Source organism: Arthrobacter wenxiniae (genome assembly GCF_013376105.1).
GTDB lineage: Bacteria > Actinomycetota > Actinomycetes > Actinomycetales > Micrococcaceae > Specibacter > Specibacter wenxiniae.
In genome coordinates this window covers 123,124-138,117 of the sequence record NZ_JAAMFM010000004.1, presented here as the reverse complement: position 1 = coordinate 138,117, position 14,994 = coordinate 123,124, and the positions used below count along the sequence as shown (strand labels likewise).

10 protein-coding genes and 2 pseudogenes are annotated in these 14,994 nt (G+C 66.1%); 4 read left to right on the top strand and 8 right to left on the bottom strand.

The annotated features are described in order from the left end of the window. Positions 1-106: 106 nt before the first annotated feature. The 4 genes and pseudogenes from G6034_RS04910 to G6034_RS20250 form a co-directional block, all read right to left on the bottom strand. Positions 107-613: a hypothetical protein gene (locus G6034_RS04910; protein ID WP_176633977.1), complete on the bottom strand. Its 507-nt coding sequence runs from the start codon at positions 611-613 to the stop codon at positions 107-109. Between the two features lie 833 nt (positions 614-1,446). After that, positions 1,447-2,373: a diacylglycerol/lipid kinase family protein gene (locus G6034_RS04905; RefSeq protein ID WP_176633976.1), complete on the bottom strand. Its 927-nt coding sequence runs from the start codon at positions 2,371-2,373 to the stop codon at positions 1,447-1,449. Positions 2,374-2,963: 590 nt separating this feature from the next. Continuing rightward, a complete protein-coding gene (locus G6034_RS20255; protein ID WP_343037941.1) occupies positions 2,964-3,185 on the bottom strand; it encodes a hypothetical protein in 222 nt (73 codons plus the stop codon). Positions 3,186-3,318: 133 nt separating this feature from the next. After that, a pseudogene (locus tag G6034_RS20250) lies at positions 3,319-3,879 on the bottom strand (cation diffusion facilitator family transporter); the annotation flags it as partial. 289 nt (positions 3,880-4,168) lie between these two features. Between G6034_RS20250 and G6034_RS04895 the strand changes: the two are divergent. Then, a complete protein-coding gene (locus G6034_RS04895; protein WP_176633975.1) occupies positions 4,169-5,110 on the top strand; it encodes a phosphodiesterase in 942 nt (313 codons plus the stop codon). Here G6034_RS04895 and G6034_RS04890 read toward each other — a convergent pair. Then, positions 5,107-5,361 (bottom strand): annotated as a pseudogene (locus G6034_RS04890) (hypothetical protein); the annotation flags it as partial. The gene G6034_RS04895 and the pseudogene G6034_RS04890 overlap by 4 nt on opposite strands. A gap of 495 nt (positions 5,362-5,856) precedes the next feature. On the opposite strand from G6034_RS04890, the gene G6034_RS04885 reads away from it, so the two are divergent. Next, a complete protein-coding gene (locus G6034_RS04885; RefSeq protein WP_176633974.1) occupies positions 5,857-6,783 on the top strand; it encodes a S1C family serine protease in 927 nt (308 codons plus the stop codon). A gap of 23 nt (positions 6,784-6,806) precedes the next feature. Here the strand turns inward: G6034_RS04885 and G6034_RS04880 are convergent, their stop codons facing one another. Next, the gene (locus G6034_RS04880) at positions 6,807-7,091 is read right to left on the bottom strand and encodes an antibiotic biosynthesis monooxygenase family protein (RefSeq protein ID WP_176634052.1); all 285 of its coding nucleotides are present in this window, start codon (positions 7,089-7,091) and stop codon (positions 6,807-6,809) included. A 370-nt stretch (positions 7,092-7,461) separates the two neighbouring features. On the opposite strand from G6034_RS04880, the gene G6034_RS04875 reads away from it, so the two are divergent. After that, the gene (locus G6034_RS04875) at positions 7,462-8,928 is read left to right on the top strand and encodes an aminopeptidase P family protein (protein WP_246295303.1); all 1,467 of its coding nucleotides are present in this window, start codon (positions 7,462-7,464) and stop codon (positions 8,926-8,928) included. A gap of 173 nt (positions 8,929-9,101) precedes the next feature. Here the strand turns inward: G6034_RS04875 and G6034_RS04870 are convergent, their stop codons facing one another. Further along, positions 9,102-12,050 (bottom strand): alpha/beta hydrolase family protein, encoded by a 2,949-nt coding sequence (locus tag G6034_RS04870; RefSeq protein ID WP_218063578.1) that lies wholly within the window; start codon positions 12,048-12,050, stop codon positions 9,102-9,104. A 339-nt stretch (positions 12,051-12,389) separates the two neighbouring features. On the opposite strand from G6034_RS04870, the gene G6034_RS04865 reads away from it, so the two are divergent. Beyond that, complete coding sequence (locus G6034_RS04865) at positions 12,390-13,844, top strand: purine-cytosine permease family protein (protein ID WP_176633972.1); 1,455 nt, start codon at positions 12,390-12,392, stop codon at positions 13,842-13,844. Here the strand turns inward: G6034_RS04865 and G6034_RS20410 are convergent. Further along, complete coding sequence (locus tag G6034_RS20410; RefSeq protein ID WP_425485463.1) at positions 13,769-14,092, bottom strand: FAD:protein FMN transferase; 324 nt, start codon at positions 14,090-14,092, stop codon at positions 13,769-13,771. The genes G6034_RS04865 and G6034_RS20410 overlap by 76 nt on opposite strands. Between the last annotated feature and the right edge of the window lie 902 nt (positions 14,093-14,994).

The following is a 14,994-nucleotide window of genomic DNA, read 5'->3' as shown; positions in this document are numbered from 1 at the left end:
AGGAGGAATCAGCGCTGAAGCGCGGGAGCAGGCGGCCGGCCTCGAACGTCGCGAAGGCGGCAGCAGCTTCTGGACGGCCCGGGCTGCGGTTCCAAGGTCCACGTGCTCAGCGGCGGTCGTCGTCGCCGTGGAGGAGGAATTTCTCCGGGCCCCCATGGGGCTGCGGGGAGGAAACAAGCCAAGCCTGCAAACCGGCGTGGTCGCGACGGTCCATTTCATCCATGTAGGCCTGGCGAAGCGTGACGACATAAGCGTGGATGGCCGGGGAATAGGCGCCCTCGAGCGATTGATAGCTGCCGCGCCAAGCCCGGCAGAGGTCCCCATCGTCAAGGGTTCGGACGGCCGCGGTGAAGATGTCGGCCCCGACGGGCATGTCCAGGTGGGGACGAGAAACGGAGACGACGGACGTGGCCGCGGCGGGCGGGGTGGGGACGTGGGGTGCTGTGAGCCGCAGCAACCGGTTGACGGCCCACGGGGACGTGGCTGCGGCCAGCATGACGAGTGGCCAGAGCCGAACATGCAGGAGGACGGCGAGTCCGGCGACCGCCACGCAGGCCCCCAAAGCCGCGGCGGACCCCCACACCCACAGCCAACCGCGCTGGTGCCCGTTCATGCGTCTTCCCCTCCCCGCACAGGGTTCGGGTCTTGCCAGGCAGGCAACTGATGACTGCGTGCGCTCGATGCCGGCGTGGCCAGCGGCGCTGCCAGGGCCCACCACGACGCGGGGCCTGGTTGCGCTGTCTTTTCGGTGTTGGAGACGATCACGAAATACCCCCGGTTGGCGCTGCATCATGCGGTCTGCCGGGGTCTGGGGCTTCAAATTAAGACTACGCCGCAGTTGGGTAACCGGAAAGGGGAGGCGATCCACGCGACGCACGGAAAGCGCCCAGTGGCTGAATTGCCTTCGATGAACCGTGTCAAAATGCCCGCGAAGTTGTCCTTGACACCACAGCCGTTTTTCGTCAATACCTGGGAACTGGCCCCAGTCACCCCGGACCGGAAGCCCTTGCCCATTCGCTGACCGCAATTGCATCGGAAAAAGGCCGAAGGGACCGCCCACGCAGTCCGCCGCCTCCGGCGGAGCAGGGCCGGCCCCGTGACCAATGCTCACGGTTCAGGTCCCCGAAGAATGAACGACTGCCATTTCGTCAGGGAGCGTTCGCCGATGGTGTGGGAGTTCCCTCAGCCGGCTTCACTGGGCCGGCATTGTGCTGCTGATCATCGCGGTCACCGTGTGGTTGGCGCGGTTCATCGGAGGCCGCAGGCACTGTTCGGCCTGAAGTGCCGCCATGCCTCTTGACAACCCCTGGTCTCAGCAAACAGGGAGTGGCGCGTATGTGACCGCCGGCTGTCCGACCGCGACGCAGCCGTTGTCGGTGCACTGCCACGAGACAGGCAACAGGCCCACACCTGCCGCGGCGGTCCGATGACGTGCTTGTTAAAGTCTCATGATCCGGCCTGCCGGACCAACAGGGCGCCGGCATCGACAGTTAGGGTCAGATGGGATGCCTCCCCGAGGGGGTCGCCGTCCAGTTGGAAGGCTTGGGGCGTTGCCACGGAGATTTCTGCCGTCTTGCCGTGAAAATATTCGACTGACGGGTCCTTGCTGCGTCCGCGGCTGAACAGTCCGGCAAGCACGCCGAGCCAACCAAGTCTTCCACGGGGCGCGACAACCATGAGGTCCAGTTCGCCGTCGTCGAACCGGGCGCCCGGGAAGAGCTCCACCCCGCCCTGAAGCTTCCCGCAATTGCCGCACGTGACGCCTCGCAGCCGATGGACCGTTGAGTGCCCGGCATCGATGGTGATGGTTGCCTTGACCGGCCGGCCAGGGAGCTTGCGGATGCCCGCATCGACGTAGGCGAGCCAGCCCACGGTATCCTTGAGTCCATCCTTCGTGTCCGCCATGACGGCCGCGTCGAATCCCAAGCCGGCCATGACCAGGAACAGCTGTTGGTCCCGGGCATGGTCCACCGTCGCCAGAATGACGTCGATGGGGCGGTTGGCGCCAGTAAGCGCCTCCCTGGCAGCGGCAGCCGGGTCATTGATGTCAAGCCCGAGGTTTCTGGCCAGCAGGTTTCCCGTTCCCAGCGGAATGATTCCCAGGGCCGTGCCCGTACCGGACAGCACCGCTGCCACGCAGCGGACTGTGCCGTCTCCGCCGGCGGCGATGACCACGTCAACGTTTTCGGCCAACGCCTGCCTGGCTTGGCTTGTTCCACCATCCTCTGGCGTTGTTTCCAGGAAAAGGGGCGCCGCCCAACCGTTATTGGACGACACCGTGGTCATCATCGCCCGCACATCGGCGGCCTCGCCCTTGGCTGGATTGATGATTACAGCAGCACGCGGGGGCAGGGAGTCTGCGGATTGGTTCATGGCTTGTTCTCCTGACGGGTGGGAACTCTCGGAAGGAGGCCTCTCCCCATGGGATTGCCCTCCAGCCCTCTCTCGCGCGGAGGGGGCGAAGAATTTACAAAACAAATGCGTGGCAGCTCGCTGCCCTTGTCGGTTCGACGTCATTCTTGCGGTCACCCACACCATATACCGGTGAACCGCACAGGTCTTGAACCAATCGGATTCAATTGTTCGCCGGCTCGACCACCGGTATCGGGGGAGGACCCGCCATTCGCACAATCGGGAAATGGGCCCGGACCACGGAGGGCACTTTGAATAAGGAAGCCTGTGCCGGGCGCGGGCGGCCGGCAGCCAGGTCGATCAGCGCCGGCCCGGTGTGCGGCTCGACCCGTTTGCGAAGGTGCGCGGGTGTTTCGGTCAGGACGACTTCCACGGTCGGGACGACGTGCAGTTTTTGAAGGTGTCCGGCGACGGCTGGGGAGTCTCGCCGGCCCAGCGGCGCTACCGCCCATGCGGCGGAACCCACTATCACCAGGCTGGCTCCGCGGGACCGCCGGGCGGCAGTGGCCGCCCGGACGGGCAGCAAACCCAACCATCCACACCTCATATTTCTAGAACGCGAGGGACGGGGCGTCGGCGGTGGACAGGGTCAGGACCGCTTCTTCCACGGCCTCGTGTTCCTCCAGGCGCCCTTCGATGGTGCGGAGGCGGCGCGCCACGTCGGATTCGGGCAGGTTGCCGGCAAGGTCGACGGCCGCGACCAGGTAGAGCTTGCGCGGGCCGACGTACTCGAGGTGGAGGTAGGTGAGCCTTGCCACTTCCTTGTAGTCCATCAGTCGCAGGGCTGCGGCCTTCCTCAGTGCGGGGGTGACGGCCTGTCCAACGAGGAACTGCCGGTTTTTTTTGGATCAAGACCACGGCAACGATGCCAAGGAGGATGCCGACCAGAATGGATCCGACGGCGTCGGGCGCGGCGGATCCGGTGAGCTGGTGCAGGAGGATGCCCGCGGACGCCAGCACGACGCCGGCCAGTGCCGCGCCGTCCTCGGCGAAGACGGCCCGGGTGGTGGTGTCTGAGCTGTTGAGCACCTGGTCCAGGACCGGGCGGTCCTGTTTGCGCGCCTCCGCGCGGGCCTGGCGCAGGGCCTGGGCGAAGGAGACGCCCTCCAGGATGAATGCGGCGCCGAGCACCATGTAGGCGAGGGCAAAGTTCGTTGCCGGCTCCGGGGCCAGGAGCTGTTGGGCGCCATGCGTGATGGAAACCACGGATCCGGCGGTGAAAAGTCCGAAGGCGGCAAACATCGACCAAACGTAGGCTTCGCGGCCATATCCCATGGGGTGAGCGGCGTCCCGGGGTTTCGCCGATTTTCGCTCGGCGACGAAGAGAAAAGCCTGGTTGCCCGTGTCCGCCCACGAGTGCGCGGCCTCCGCCAACATCGACGCGGAGCCCGTGATCAACGCCGCGGCCGTCTTCGCCAGCGCAACCAAAAGATTGACACTGAAGGCAAGGACCACCGTGAACGACATCGACGCCGGCCCCTTCACGGGGCGCTGGCACTGCGGGCCGAGATCACGGAGGCCTCCTGGGGGATGTGGGACAGTCCAGCGGTGCGGACCGCCATTTCATTCTGCCCTGAAGCGCCAGGACTTGGAAGTGCCAGATTTCGCACGGCCCGTCGCCGGTGTCGTTGTTGCAACCTGATGTTGTTGCAGATTGTGGGGTGTGTTGGGGTGCGGTTCACTGGGGTGGTGGTTGGATGGGGGTAGATGAGAGGGATGTGGCGCCCGCCGCTTCCACCGGACCATTAAGGCAGTCATGGACCATTTTGAGGCCGAGCATCCCCGGCCGCGCCACTTCCTGCTTCACCTGAGCGACACCCACCTGCTGGGGGGTCCGGGTCCCCTGTACGGCGCGGTGGACAGTGAGGAGCGGCTGCGTCAAATCTTCGCCGAGATCGCCACGTCGGGTGCCCGGCCGGAAGCTGTCATTTTTACCGGCGACCTCACCGACAAGGGCGAGCCCGGGGCGTATGCCAAGCTGCGCGGGATTGTGGAGCCGGCGTGCGCGGAGATGGGCGCGGAGGTGATCTGGGCGATGGGGAACCATGATGATCGCGGGAACTTCCGCGCGGGCCTGTTGGGGGAACCGGCTGACGGCGCGCCCGTGGACCGCACGTACTTCCTGAACGGGTTGCGGGTCATCACCGTGGATACGTCGGTGCCGGGCTTCCATCATGGGGAGCTGGGCGCGGACCAGCTGGAGTGGCTGGCCGGGGAGTTGGCCACGCCTGCCCCGGACGGGACCATCCTGGCCCTGCACCACCCGCCGGTGCCCAGCGTGCTGGACCTGGCCGTGCTGGTCGAGCTGCGCGGCCAGTCCGGGCTGGCGGCCGTGGTGCGGGGCTCGGACGTGCGCGCCATCCTGGCCGGGCACCTGCACTACTCGACCAGCGCCCTGTTTGCCGGGATCCCGGTGTCGGTCGCCTCGGCCACGTGCTACACCCAGGACCTGAACGTCCCTGGGGGCGGCACCCGGGGCCGCGACGGCGGGCAGGCGTTCAACCTGGTCCACGTCTATGAGCACACCATTGTCCACTCCACCGTTCCGCTGGGTTCCGGCCCGACGGTCGGGGAGCTGGTCAGTGCGGAGGAGACGCGGGCCCGCCTTGACGCGGCCGGGGTGCGCATTCCCGACCATGCCGCGCGCACCACGGGCATCCCGGTCCAGGCCCGACGGCGCGGGCTGGCGCCGCGCTAGCCTTGCCCATCGTGGCGGTGGTCGCCGGTGGCGGGCTGATTTTCCCAGGGGGCCGTGATCGGGAAATACTTCTGCAGGAAGTCCGTGACCAGTTCGGCGCGTTCCGCGGCGGGCACCTCGGGGAAGCTGCCGTCGTTGAGGCAGAAAAAGTCCATGTTGCGTTTGGCGAGCAGTTTGGGCAGGTAGTTCAAGCCCGCCCGGGCCGTCGTGTCGACGTAACGCACCTTGGCGCCGGTTTGCACGGTGGCCCGGCTCACGGGGCGGCCGAAGTGCGCGGACTACGGCTGGGGTTCCTCGAATGCAGGACGTTCACGACGGGGATGCAGGGGTGCCGGCCTCCCGGCAGGCGCTCCGGACCATTCGTCGGTGGCGGAGGCTGCAGCATGTTCGCCATTGTTCGTCCCGCATAGGTCGCGGGATATCGCCAGAACGGCATCTTCCCACCGAGGTTCCCCCGGGTACCGGCAGTCAGCGCCGGGGCAAACCGTGCATGGCCCTGAACGCGAGCGCCCTCGACCAGCGCGGCGGGCCGGTGCTGGCGGCCGGGGCGGGTCAAGCCGGCGGCGTTCACCGAGGGCGTACCGGCGGCAGGACTATGGCTGGCTTCACGATCGTTTTACTGGCATGAGGCGCCGCCCGTTCGTGGGCAGGCCGCGCCGCCACCAACCGGCCACGACCGCCTGTGGAGGTGTGCGGTGAAAGAGTCTCCCAACGTTCCCCAGTCAGGGCTTGGGGCCGAAGATGCCATGGATGCCTATTCCCGGACCGTCATCGCGGTGGCCGAAGAGGTCGCGCCGCATGTGGCCGCCGTGGAGATGACGGGCAGCGGCCGCAACGGGAGCGTACGCCTGGGTGCGGGCTCCGCCGTCGTCTTTACCGAGGACGGCTACATGCTGACCAACGCCCATGTGGTTGCCGGGGCCAGCGCAGGGTGGGCGGCCTTTGCCGATGGCACGGGAACGGACATCGAGATCAGGGGCGCGGACGTCCTGTCCGACCTCGCCGTCATCCGCGGCGCGTCGCACCTGCATGCCCCGGCCAGACTCGGTGACGCCGAGGGGTTGCAGGTGGGGCAGCTGGTCATTGCCGTGGGCAACCCGCTGGGCCTGGCCGGATCGGTGACGGCCGGGGTGGTCAGTGGGCTGGGGCGGTCCATGCCCACGGCGCTGGGCCGCACCCGCCGGGTGATCGAGGACGTGATCCAAACCGATGCCGCGCTCAACCCGGGCAGTTCCGGAGGCGCGCTGGCCGATGCACGCGGCCGGGTGGTCGGCATCAACACGGCCGTGGCGGGCGCCGGCCTGGGTCTGGCCGTTCCGATCAACGCGACCACCCGGCGGATCATTTCCGCGCTGATGGCCGACGGGCGGGTCCGGCGCGCCTACCTGGGCCTGGTCAGCTCCCCGATGGCGCTCAACGACACCCTCGCCCTGCGCACCGGCCAGCGGGAGGGGCTGCGCGTGGCGGACGTCATCGCAGGGTCGCCGGCGGACAGGGCCGGGTTGAAGCCCGGCGACCTGGTGCTCACCGCCGGGCAGCGCCCCGTCTCAAGCGCCGAGAGCCTGCAAAAACAGCTGTTCGCCGAGGCCATCGGCATCCCGCTGCCGGTGACCGTGCTCCGAAACGGCGCGATGGTGGACGTCATCGCCGTGCCGGTCGAGATGACGGAGTAGAGGCGGCCCGGCCGGCCGGGGAATCAGTGCCTGACGTCCGCTGTCAGAACTTCAAATGCCTCCACGTCCAGGATCTGCATGTCCTGTGCGGCACTGGTTTCCGTTCGAAGCCGGGCCGCGGCCTTCTGGCTGGCCGAAAGCGCGTCTTCGTCGTCCCACAGGGTGATGGAGAGGGACTTGCTGTCCTTGCCCAGAAGGTAATAGATCCCCCGGCAACCCGGCATTTCCAGCACCTGCTCGACGGTGGCCGCCGTGGGCGCGCCGGTGCTCCCGGGGCCGGGACGGTATGTGCTGACTCTGGCGAACATGAATTCCTCCAATTTTGCGTGGCGGGCCGGCCGCCGCCGGACGGTGAAATCGTGGGGCGGCCGGTCCCAAGGCGGATTGCGCCCCTCAAACAAGTAAGGATCCAATCGCGTCCGAATGCAATGCTGCGAATGCAGTCCATGGTGGGAATCCGCCGTACGGCCCGGCCGTTTCAGCCCGCCGGCGGTGATGCGGCCCCGGACCGCCACGCCGGGTTCCAACTGGCGCGCGGTCGGGTCCATGGGGAAGGATGGGGGATGGAATCCGTGGCGGCGCCGGTCCCCGCAGCCACGGGACGAGCCGCGTGCCCCGCACGGCGGTCCACCCCCCAGTCGCCTCACAATTGCCCGGACGGGCGGAGGAATATCAAGAATGACCGCAAGTGAAGAAGTGGCCGCCCGTTCCATGCCTGCCCCGACGACGCCGGACCCGCGCCTCCCGCGGTTGGCCGACGTTGCGGCATTCACCGAGTACATGGCCCAGGGCTGGGGCACGCCGGACAGGACGCCGCCCGTGGTGGCGGGTGCCGCGGCCGCCGCGGCGCAGCACCGTTCTCGCCTCTCCGCGGAATTTGCCGGCCAGGCCTTGATCGTCGGCGCCGGCACCGCCCCCGTGCGCAGCAACGACACATACTATGATTTCCGCCCGGATTCGGACTTTTACTGGCTTACCGGCGCCGCTCTAGAAGGAGCGGTTTTGGTCATGACACCGTCCGGGGCCTCGCACGAGGCCACGCTCTTCATCCCGGCGCCGTTCTACGCCGGCGACCCCCGGTTCTTCACCAATGCCGCGCACGGGGAGATGTGGGTCGGTTCGGCCGCGGACTTTTCCGACTGGGCTGCGGCGCTGTCCCTGCCGGTGAAGGCCCTCACGGAGCTCGACGCCGGCATCGGCGCCGCCATGCGCGCCAGCTCGGGGACGCTTGCGGCCGGCCCCGTCCAGGCCGACGTGCGGCGCCGCCACGGGATTGGTGCCGGCGGCGCGCTGGGACGGGTCCTCTCCACCCTGCGGATGGTCAAGGACGACTGGGAGATCGCCCAGCTGCGCGCGGCCGTCGGCCACACGGTGGACGGGTTCGCCGCCGTCGTGCGGGAAATCCCCGCCGCCATCCAAGGTGGAGGGGAGCGCTGGCTTCAGGGCACATTTGACAGGCACGCCCGTACCGTCGGCAACGGCGCGGGCTACGCCACCATTGTGGGCAGCGGCAAGCACGCCCCGACGCTGCACTGGGTGCGCTGCGACGGCCCCGTCCTGGAGGACGAGGTGCTGCTGCTGGACATGGGGGTGGAGGCGAACAGCCTTTACACCGCAGATGTCACGCGCACGTTCCCTGCCAGTGGCACCTTCAGCCCCGTCCAGCGCCAGGTCCACGACCTGGTGGAGAAGTCGCACCGGGCCGGCCTGGCCCAGGTGGGGCCGGGAAAGCACTTTGCCGATTTTCACGACGCCTGCATGGAGGTCATCGCCAACGGACTCAACGACTGGGGCCTGCTGCCGGTCTCGGTGGATGAGGCGCTGTCGCCGAGGGGCCAGCACCACCGCCGGTACCTGGTGTGCGGGGTGGGGCACCACCTGGGCCTGGACGTGCACGACTGCGCCCAGTCCAGCTACGAAAGCTATCAGGGCTCGCCGCTGGTTCCCGGCATGGCGCTGACCGTGGAGCCCGGCCTGTACTTCCACGAACACGACCTCACCCTGCCGCCGGAGTTGAGGGGGATCGGCGTGCGCCTGGAGGACGACATCGTGGTCACCGACGCCGGCTCGGACGTCATCTCCGAGGCCCTGCCGCTGGACGCCGCCGGCATTGAGGCCTGGATGCGGCAGATCCAGGGGGCCTAGCTCCAATGCCACCTGCACGGCGGCCGTTTTGCCGAGGGCTGGCGGGTTGGCCGCGCCGGTCGACCGGCAGCCGAGGATCCTGGTGGGGGCGGAGCCCCTCTTTGATCGGTCTTCCAGCTCGATCACACCCAAGACGATGGGCCACGCGGGTGTCCCGGCGGGTTCCTTTCGCCCTAAACCTCGGGCTCGCCCATTCGTTTCAGCAGCTCGGCCATCGCGGATGGATAGGCGCGGCTGGATGGATAATTGCTGTGCGTGGCCAGCGTCAACATGTACGAGGACGTGTCCAGTTCGTCGGCCCCGCGGTCAATCTCGTTCCCTGCATACGATTTCACCGGGAATCCCAAGAAGTCGGTGCGGCGCCAGAGGTTGATCCAGCGAGGCAGGCTGTCCCCGGGGGTTGTGAGCAGCTGCGAAAGTGACTGGGGATGGCTTTGGTGCGGGTGCGTCGTGTCGTAGTCCTTTGCCACCTGCCTTTGCCATGGATCCGGAGCCCACAGGGAGGCGCCCAGGCTCCCGGGGGTGCCCAGAACTGTTGGTCCGAAAAGTTCCGGGAAAAAGCGGCCAAAATAGGCTCTCAGCTGGCAGCCGTAGGTCAGCAACCCGATATTGCCTAGGTCCTTTCCATCCGCATGCCGGGCAAACAAACAGGCTACAGCCAACACCCCGCCCAAGCTGTGGGCCGAAAGGATCACCTTGCGATGCGGTTCGGGAGCATCGTCGAAGTCAAGCCACTCCTCGATCCGGGCACACAGTTCAGGGACCACACGTTCGGCATAGCACGGCGGGCCAAAGGGGTGGGCGGCATTGGGCAGAAAACACATCAAGTCCCACAGGACCCCGGCCGGGCGGAACGTGCTCGACGCGGCACTCACAACAATCCCACCCACCAATGCCAGCGCTACAATTCCCAGCACCGCACTTGACATCCCCTGTGTCAGCAAAGACCGGGTTGGTGCCCCGTCCTCTGCTATGGAGGGCTGGACAAGGCTCCAGCCCAGTGAGCCCATCAGACCGACCAAAAAGGTTCCGGCCAACCAACTTAGGCTGTGTTCGACGCGGTGGAGCAGCGCCGCCGTTCGCCGCCCTTCCAACACCCGGCGCGCCACACTGCCAATCGGCGGAACTGACGGCTGGGGGCGGCCGTCCGGATACCTGCCGGCCGTGACGCCTTCCGTGGGCATTGAGTTGGGGTCCGGGGTGCTGAGCACAAACAGCTTGCCAAATAACTGGCTGCACAGTACCCAGGCGAGTATGAAAACCACCACTATGACCGTGATGAAAAGGGCAAGGCCGTACTGGTCATAAACCGGGACTTCCGTGACCATGGGGGCAGCTCCGTTTGCAGCCGCGCTCCCATCCGTCACTATTCGCCACACCACCGGATCTGCGGTCCCGCCTGTCAGCGACAACTTTCCATTGAGGAAGTTGGCGGTGCCCACCACCAGGACACTGCTCAACGCCAGGGCAACGCCCAGGGAAATAGTCATGATGATGCCGGGGCCCATGCCGCGCCAGCCTTCCCGGTTACGGGACCCCTCATCCCCCTTTCGAAGGACACGCCACGCCAAACAGGCAAGCAGCAGGGCGGCCACGACAAACAGTCCGGCGGGCAGCCCCGCGGGCCCCGGGCGGTGTGGGGTCATCTTCATGACCAGGCACCCTGCGATGAAGCATGCGGCAGAACCTGCAAACAACACAAGGGAGGCAGCGGTTCCGGCGCCCCGCCGCCAGCCGAGTCCGGTAATGGACATCCCGAGCATCGCCAGGGTCAGTAGGCCCGGCGTCCAGAAGACGCCAAGAAAATGTGAACCCTGCTGCGCCGAAGCTGACGCGACGGCCGAGGATTCCGGAGGAAACCACAGCAGTCCGGCATTGACCAGACCCAAGGCCACGACCAGCCCAAGCAGGCTCGCAGCCCACCTGAGTTCGCGGCGCCAGACCGGACCGGCCGTCCTGCCGGTGGGCTTCCCGGAGCCCGCGACGTCGGCATTGCCGGTGACGCTGACCAGGATTCGACAGGTAACGGCAATCAAGATCGCCACAGCCACGAGCAGGACGATAAAGGAGCCGCGTCCCGCGGCGATCGCGGAAACGGTGCGTGCAGGGTTGCGGCCGTCAACCAGCACCTTGCTCAAGCCGGCGCCGCACGCCGGAGCGAAGAATGTCGAGGCATCCCGGCAGCCAGGAACCGGAGAATACAGGGCATCCCAGGCAAGCATGGCGACAACAAGGGCGCCTGCGCCGGAAAGATGAAGCAGCTCCGTTGCCCGCGGCATCATCGGGCTGTACCAGAATCCCTTTGTTTGGAGAATCGGACGGCCGGGGCTGGCGGAATCGGCGGATGTCGTTGGCCCGGCGGGCAGGGAACCGCTTTCGGGGTGGGCGGCGACATTGGCGGCGTACCTGACCCGCCCCAGGACTGAAAGAGCATAAATGACCGCCAGCATCGCCAGGGGCAGAATGGCCAGCACGACGTTGCGCCTCGGTTGGTCAAGTGCCGCCAGCCCATTGAACAGGCCTGGAAGCGTGGAGCAAATTTCTCCTGAACGGACGCATTGAGTGCCGATCAGGTCCACGCTTGCGGCAGTGGCAGAGGCAACCAGGAGCAGCGTCAGAAAAAGTCCAAAGACGCGCACGATTCCGCCACCATTGGCATCCCGCCACCCCCTGCCACCAGCCAGGCCGGCGTCACCGTCACCGTCCCCGGGCTTGGGTTTCCGCGTCAGCGGGCGCATCCAATATGCTGCGTTGCACAGGGCAAATGGCAGCATCATGAGCCAGCCAACCCTTCGGATGACCGCCGCACCCTTGCCCAGGAGGTTGGCCCCCGGCACCGGGGCATACCTGGCCATGGCGCCCCAGGAATAGGCCTCCCGGCGCACATTGGCGGGCACCTCGCTGCCAAATTGTGGCGGAAGCCCGGCGTCCTTCGATGGCGTTTTCGGGATCCAGAACGAGCCCAAGTCATCTCCCGACACCATTACGGCGTCGCCGTGGGGTACGCCCAAAATGTCCCACGGAGGGGTGTCCCTGACACCGTGAATCCTCAATTCGAGGATGTGGGGAGTGGCTGGCGGCTCATCCCGGGGTACTGATGGACCATTCGATTCGATGCTCATGGCAGTTCCCATCTGCGCGACCAGCTCCGGCAGGGAGTAGCTGATGCTACAACAAATCGAATGCCAAGAACAGGATTACTTCGCAGCCGGTTCCCCTGACGAGAACCGGAACGGCGCCGCCGTGAAGGGGAGGCCTCAGGTTTCAAGAACCGGGCTCCGCAGCTATGCCGCAACAGTGTTTCGGGATTAGGCTTATCGATGATCCTTCTGTGTTCTGACTCATAATCCGTACGGACGATGCGGAGAGGCAGCCGATGCGGGAGCCCACCATGGAGAAGCCGGGTCCGCCGGAACCTGGCCCAGCCGGGCACCGGCAGTCCACTGAAGAGGGGATGAACGATGAATACAGGCACGGGTCAAGCCCAGGGCCGGGGGCTGGAAGTACGGTCCATCGACTACGTACCGCTCAATGAGCGGCACGGCAAGGTCTCCCACATCGGGCCGTTGTGGTTCATGAGCAATGCCCAGATCGCCACGTTGGCTGTCGGACTCATCAGCATCACCACTGGTGGCAACCTGATCTGGTCACTGATTGCCATCGCCCTCGGAACTCTTCTGGGGACCCTGTTCATGGCCGCGCACTCGTCGCAGGGGCCCCAGCTCGGCCTTCCGCAAATGATTCAGTCCCGGCCGCAGTTCGGATATATCGGCGCCTTGCTGGTGTGGCTTTTTGCCTATTTGCAGTACGCGGGCTTCAACATTTTCAATACCGTGCTGGCTGGCCAGGCGCTCTCTGCGTCGGTGCATGTTGGATCGGGGGCCCTCTGGTTCTGGGTGGTGACCATCATCGCCGTCGTCGTGGCCCTGTTCGGCTATGACCTCATCCATGGCTTCGAGCGCTACCTGACGTACTTGACCATCGCCATGCTGGCTCTGCTGACGGTGGCGGTTTTGACCCACCTTTCCATGCCGGCCGGTGCCTACAACATGGGACACTTCCATCTGGTGCCATTCCTGGGCCAATTGGGTGTGGCTGCCGGGTACCAGATTTCATGGGCCATTTATGTTTCCGACTACTCCCGCTACCTGCCGCCCACGTCCGCCCGGGGCACATTCCGGTGGACATTCTGGGGCAGTGCGCTGGGCGGCATCTGGGTCATGTTCCTTGGGGCGTTTATCGCAGCGGCAGCGGGCAAGAATTTCGACACCATCAGCTCCATCGAGGCCACTGCCGGCAAACTCTTCCCCGGGTTCGGTTCCATTGCGCTCTTTATTGCAGCCCTCGGCCTGGTGTCCGTCACGGCGCTGAACATGTATGGCGGGTCCCTGACGCTGATTTCCTCGATCGACAGCGTGCGCCAAATCCGCCCCACGCTGCGCCTGCGGGTGACCACCATTGCGATCACGGCCGCGATCTCGCTGGTCTTTGCGAATCTCGCGTCGGCCGACTTCCTGGCCAGCTTCAACGATTTCCTGCTGCTGGTGCTGTATTTCTTCATCCCCTGGACGGCGGTAAACCTGACGGACTACTTCATCGTCCGCAGGGGCCACTATGCGATCGCCGAGATCTTCAAGGCTGACGGCATCTACGGCAGGTGGGGCTGGCCGGGGATCATTGCGTACCTGGTTGGCTTCATCGTCATGATTCCGTTCTTTTCCGCCGGTGCGCTCTTCGTTGGGCCGGTGGCCGCGGCCATGAAAGGCGCCGACATCTCACTGTTCATCGGGCTGCCGGTCTCGGCGGTGCTTTACTGGCTGCTCACCCGAGGGGTGGATGTTCAGGGCGAGACGGAGCTGGCCAAGGCCCAGGCCGCGGAACTGGAGGTGGCCGCGCACGAACACATCCTGCCGTAGGGCCGGCAGCGGCCGGAAAGTTTGGGGTCGATGAAGTGCAGTCGCCGTTCGGCCGCGCCGGAAGTGGCGACGGCCATGTCCGTGCCGGTGAGTGTGGTGGCCGGCACGCCGCGCCGATGCGGGTCCGCCATGCCGATTGTCCACGGCGGGCCGGGATGCGGCCCTCCCAACAGCTGGATGTCTCCGCCTCCGTTCACGGCGTGGGAGGTTGAACCTGCGATTCGGAGCATATCGCTGGCCCGCTCGATGGCCCACCAAGAGCGCGAGCATCAGGCTGAAAGCCACGATGAGTGCATCCTTGACCATCTGACGAACTGGATCCGACCCCGTCAGGAGGAATGACCCGAAGGAATCCGCGTTCAGGAGGGGGATGTACTTTGCCAGTGCGCGGACCAATCCCAGGGCTGGCTGCGTACGCTGGGTCGGAATCGAGAGGGTCACGTCCGTGGCCAGCAGCGCCGCGAGTGCGGCAGCCGCCGCCCCGGTGCGGTGCTGGCTGCTGGACGGGACCGTGTCGAGCGAGAGCAGGAGTCCCAGGATAAGAAAGAAGGTCAGGACCAGATCCGACACAAGGTGACTTCGATGGCCGCGGCCGGCAATCCGTTGGTCGGAGGTGCCCCGGCACGCTGGAACAAGTGGGATCGGGCTCCCTCGGCCGCGGCACCCCCGGCACCACACGGTTGACACCCAATCAAGGGAGGTCGGTAGGAACAACGGCCGCGTAATTGGGCCGTTGGGTCCCCAAGAAGGACGTGGACAGCACGGAGTGGGTCTCCGGGGAGGACAGCTCCAACGGGATGGCACAGACGACCAGGGGCATGAAGATCGAAGTGACCGGATCGTTGCCGCCGCTTCACTGTTGCGAACTGCGCTGGGCCCCCTTGACCTTAAAGTGGGGCCTTTTGGCCGTGTCCGGGAGCGGCGGAAGTTTCTACAGTGGCAACTACAAGGCAGGGAAACATAATGACAGGGAGGGCCGCAAGCCGTGCGAGGCGAACAGGGTGAAATTCGGCAACGGGTCCGGTCAACGATGATTCAGGACGAAACCCAATTTCCCGTTTGGTGTGACCGCTGCGCAACGGACGCCCACATCGTGATCGAGTCTGTCCGCCGCCCCCACTGGGCACCCTGCAATTTCCTGGACGTAACG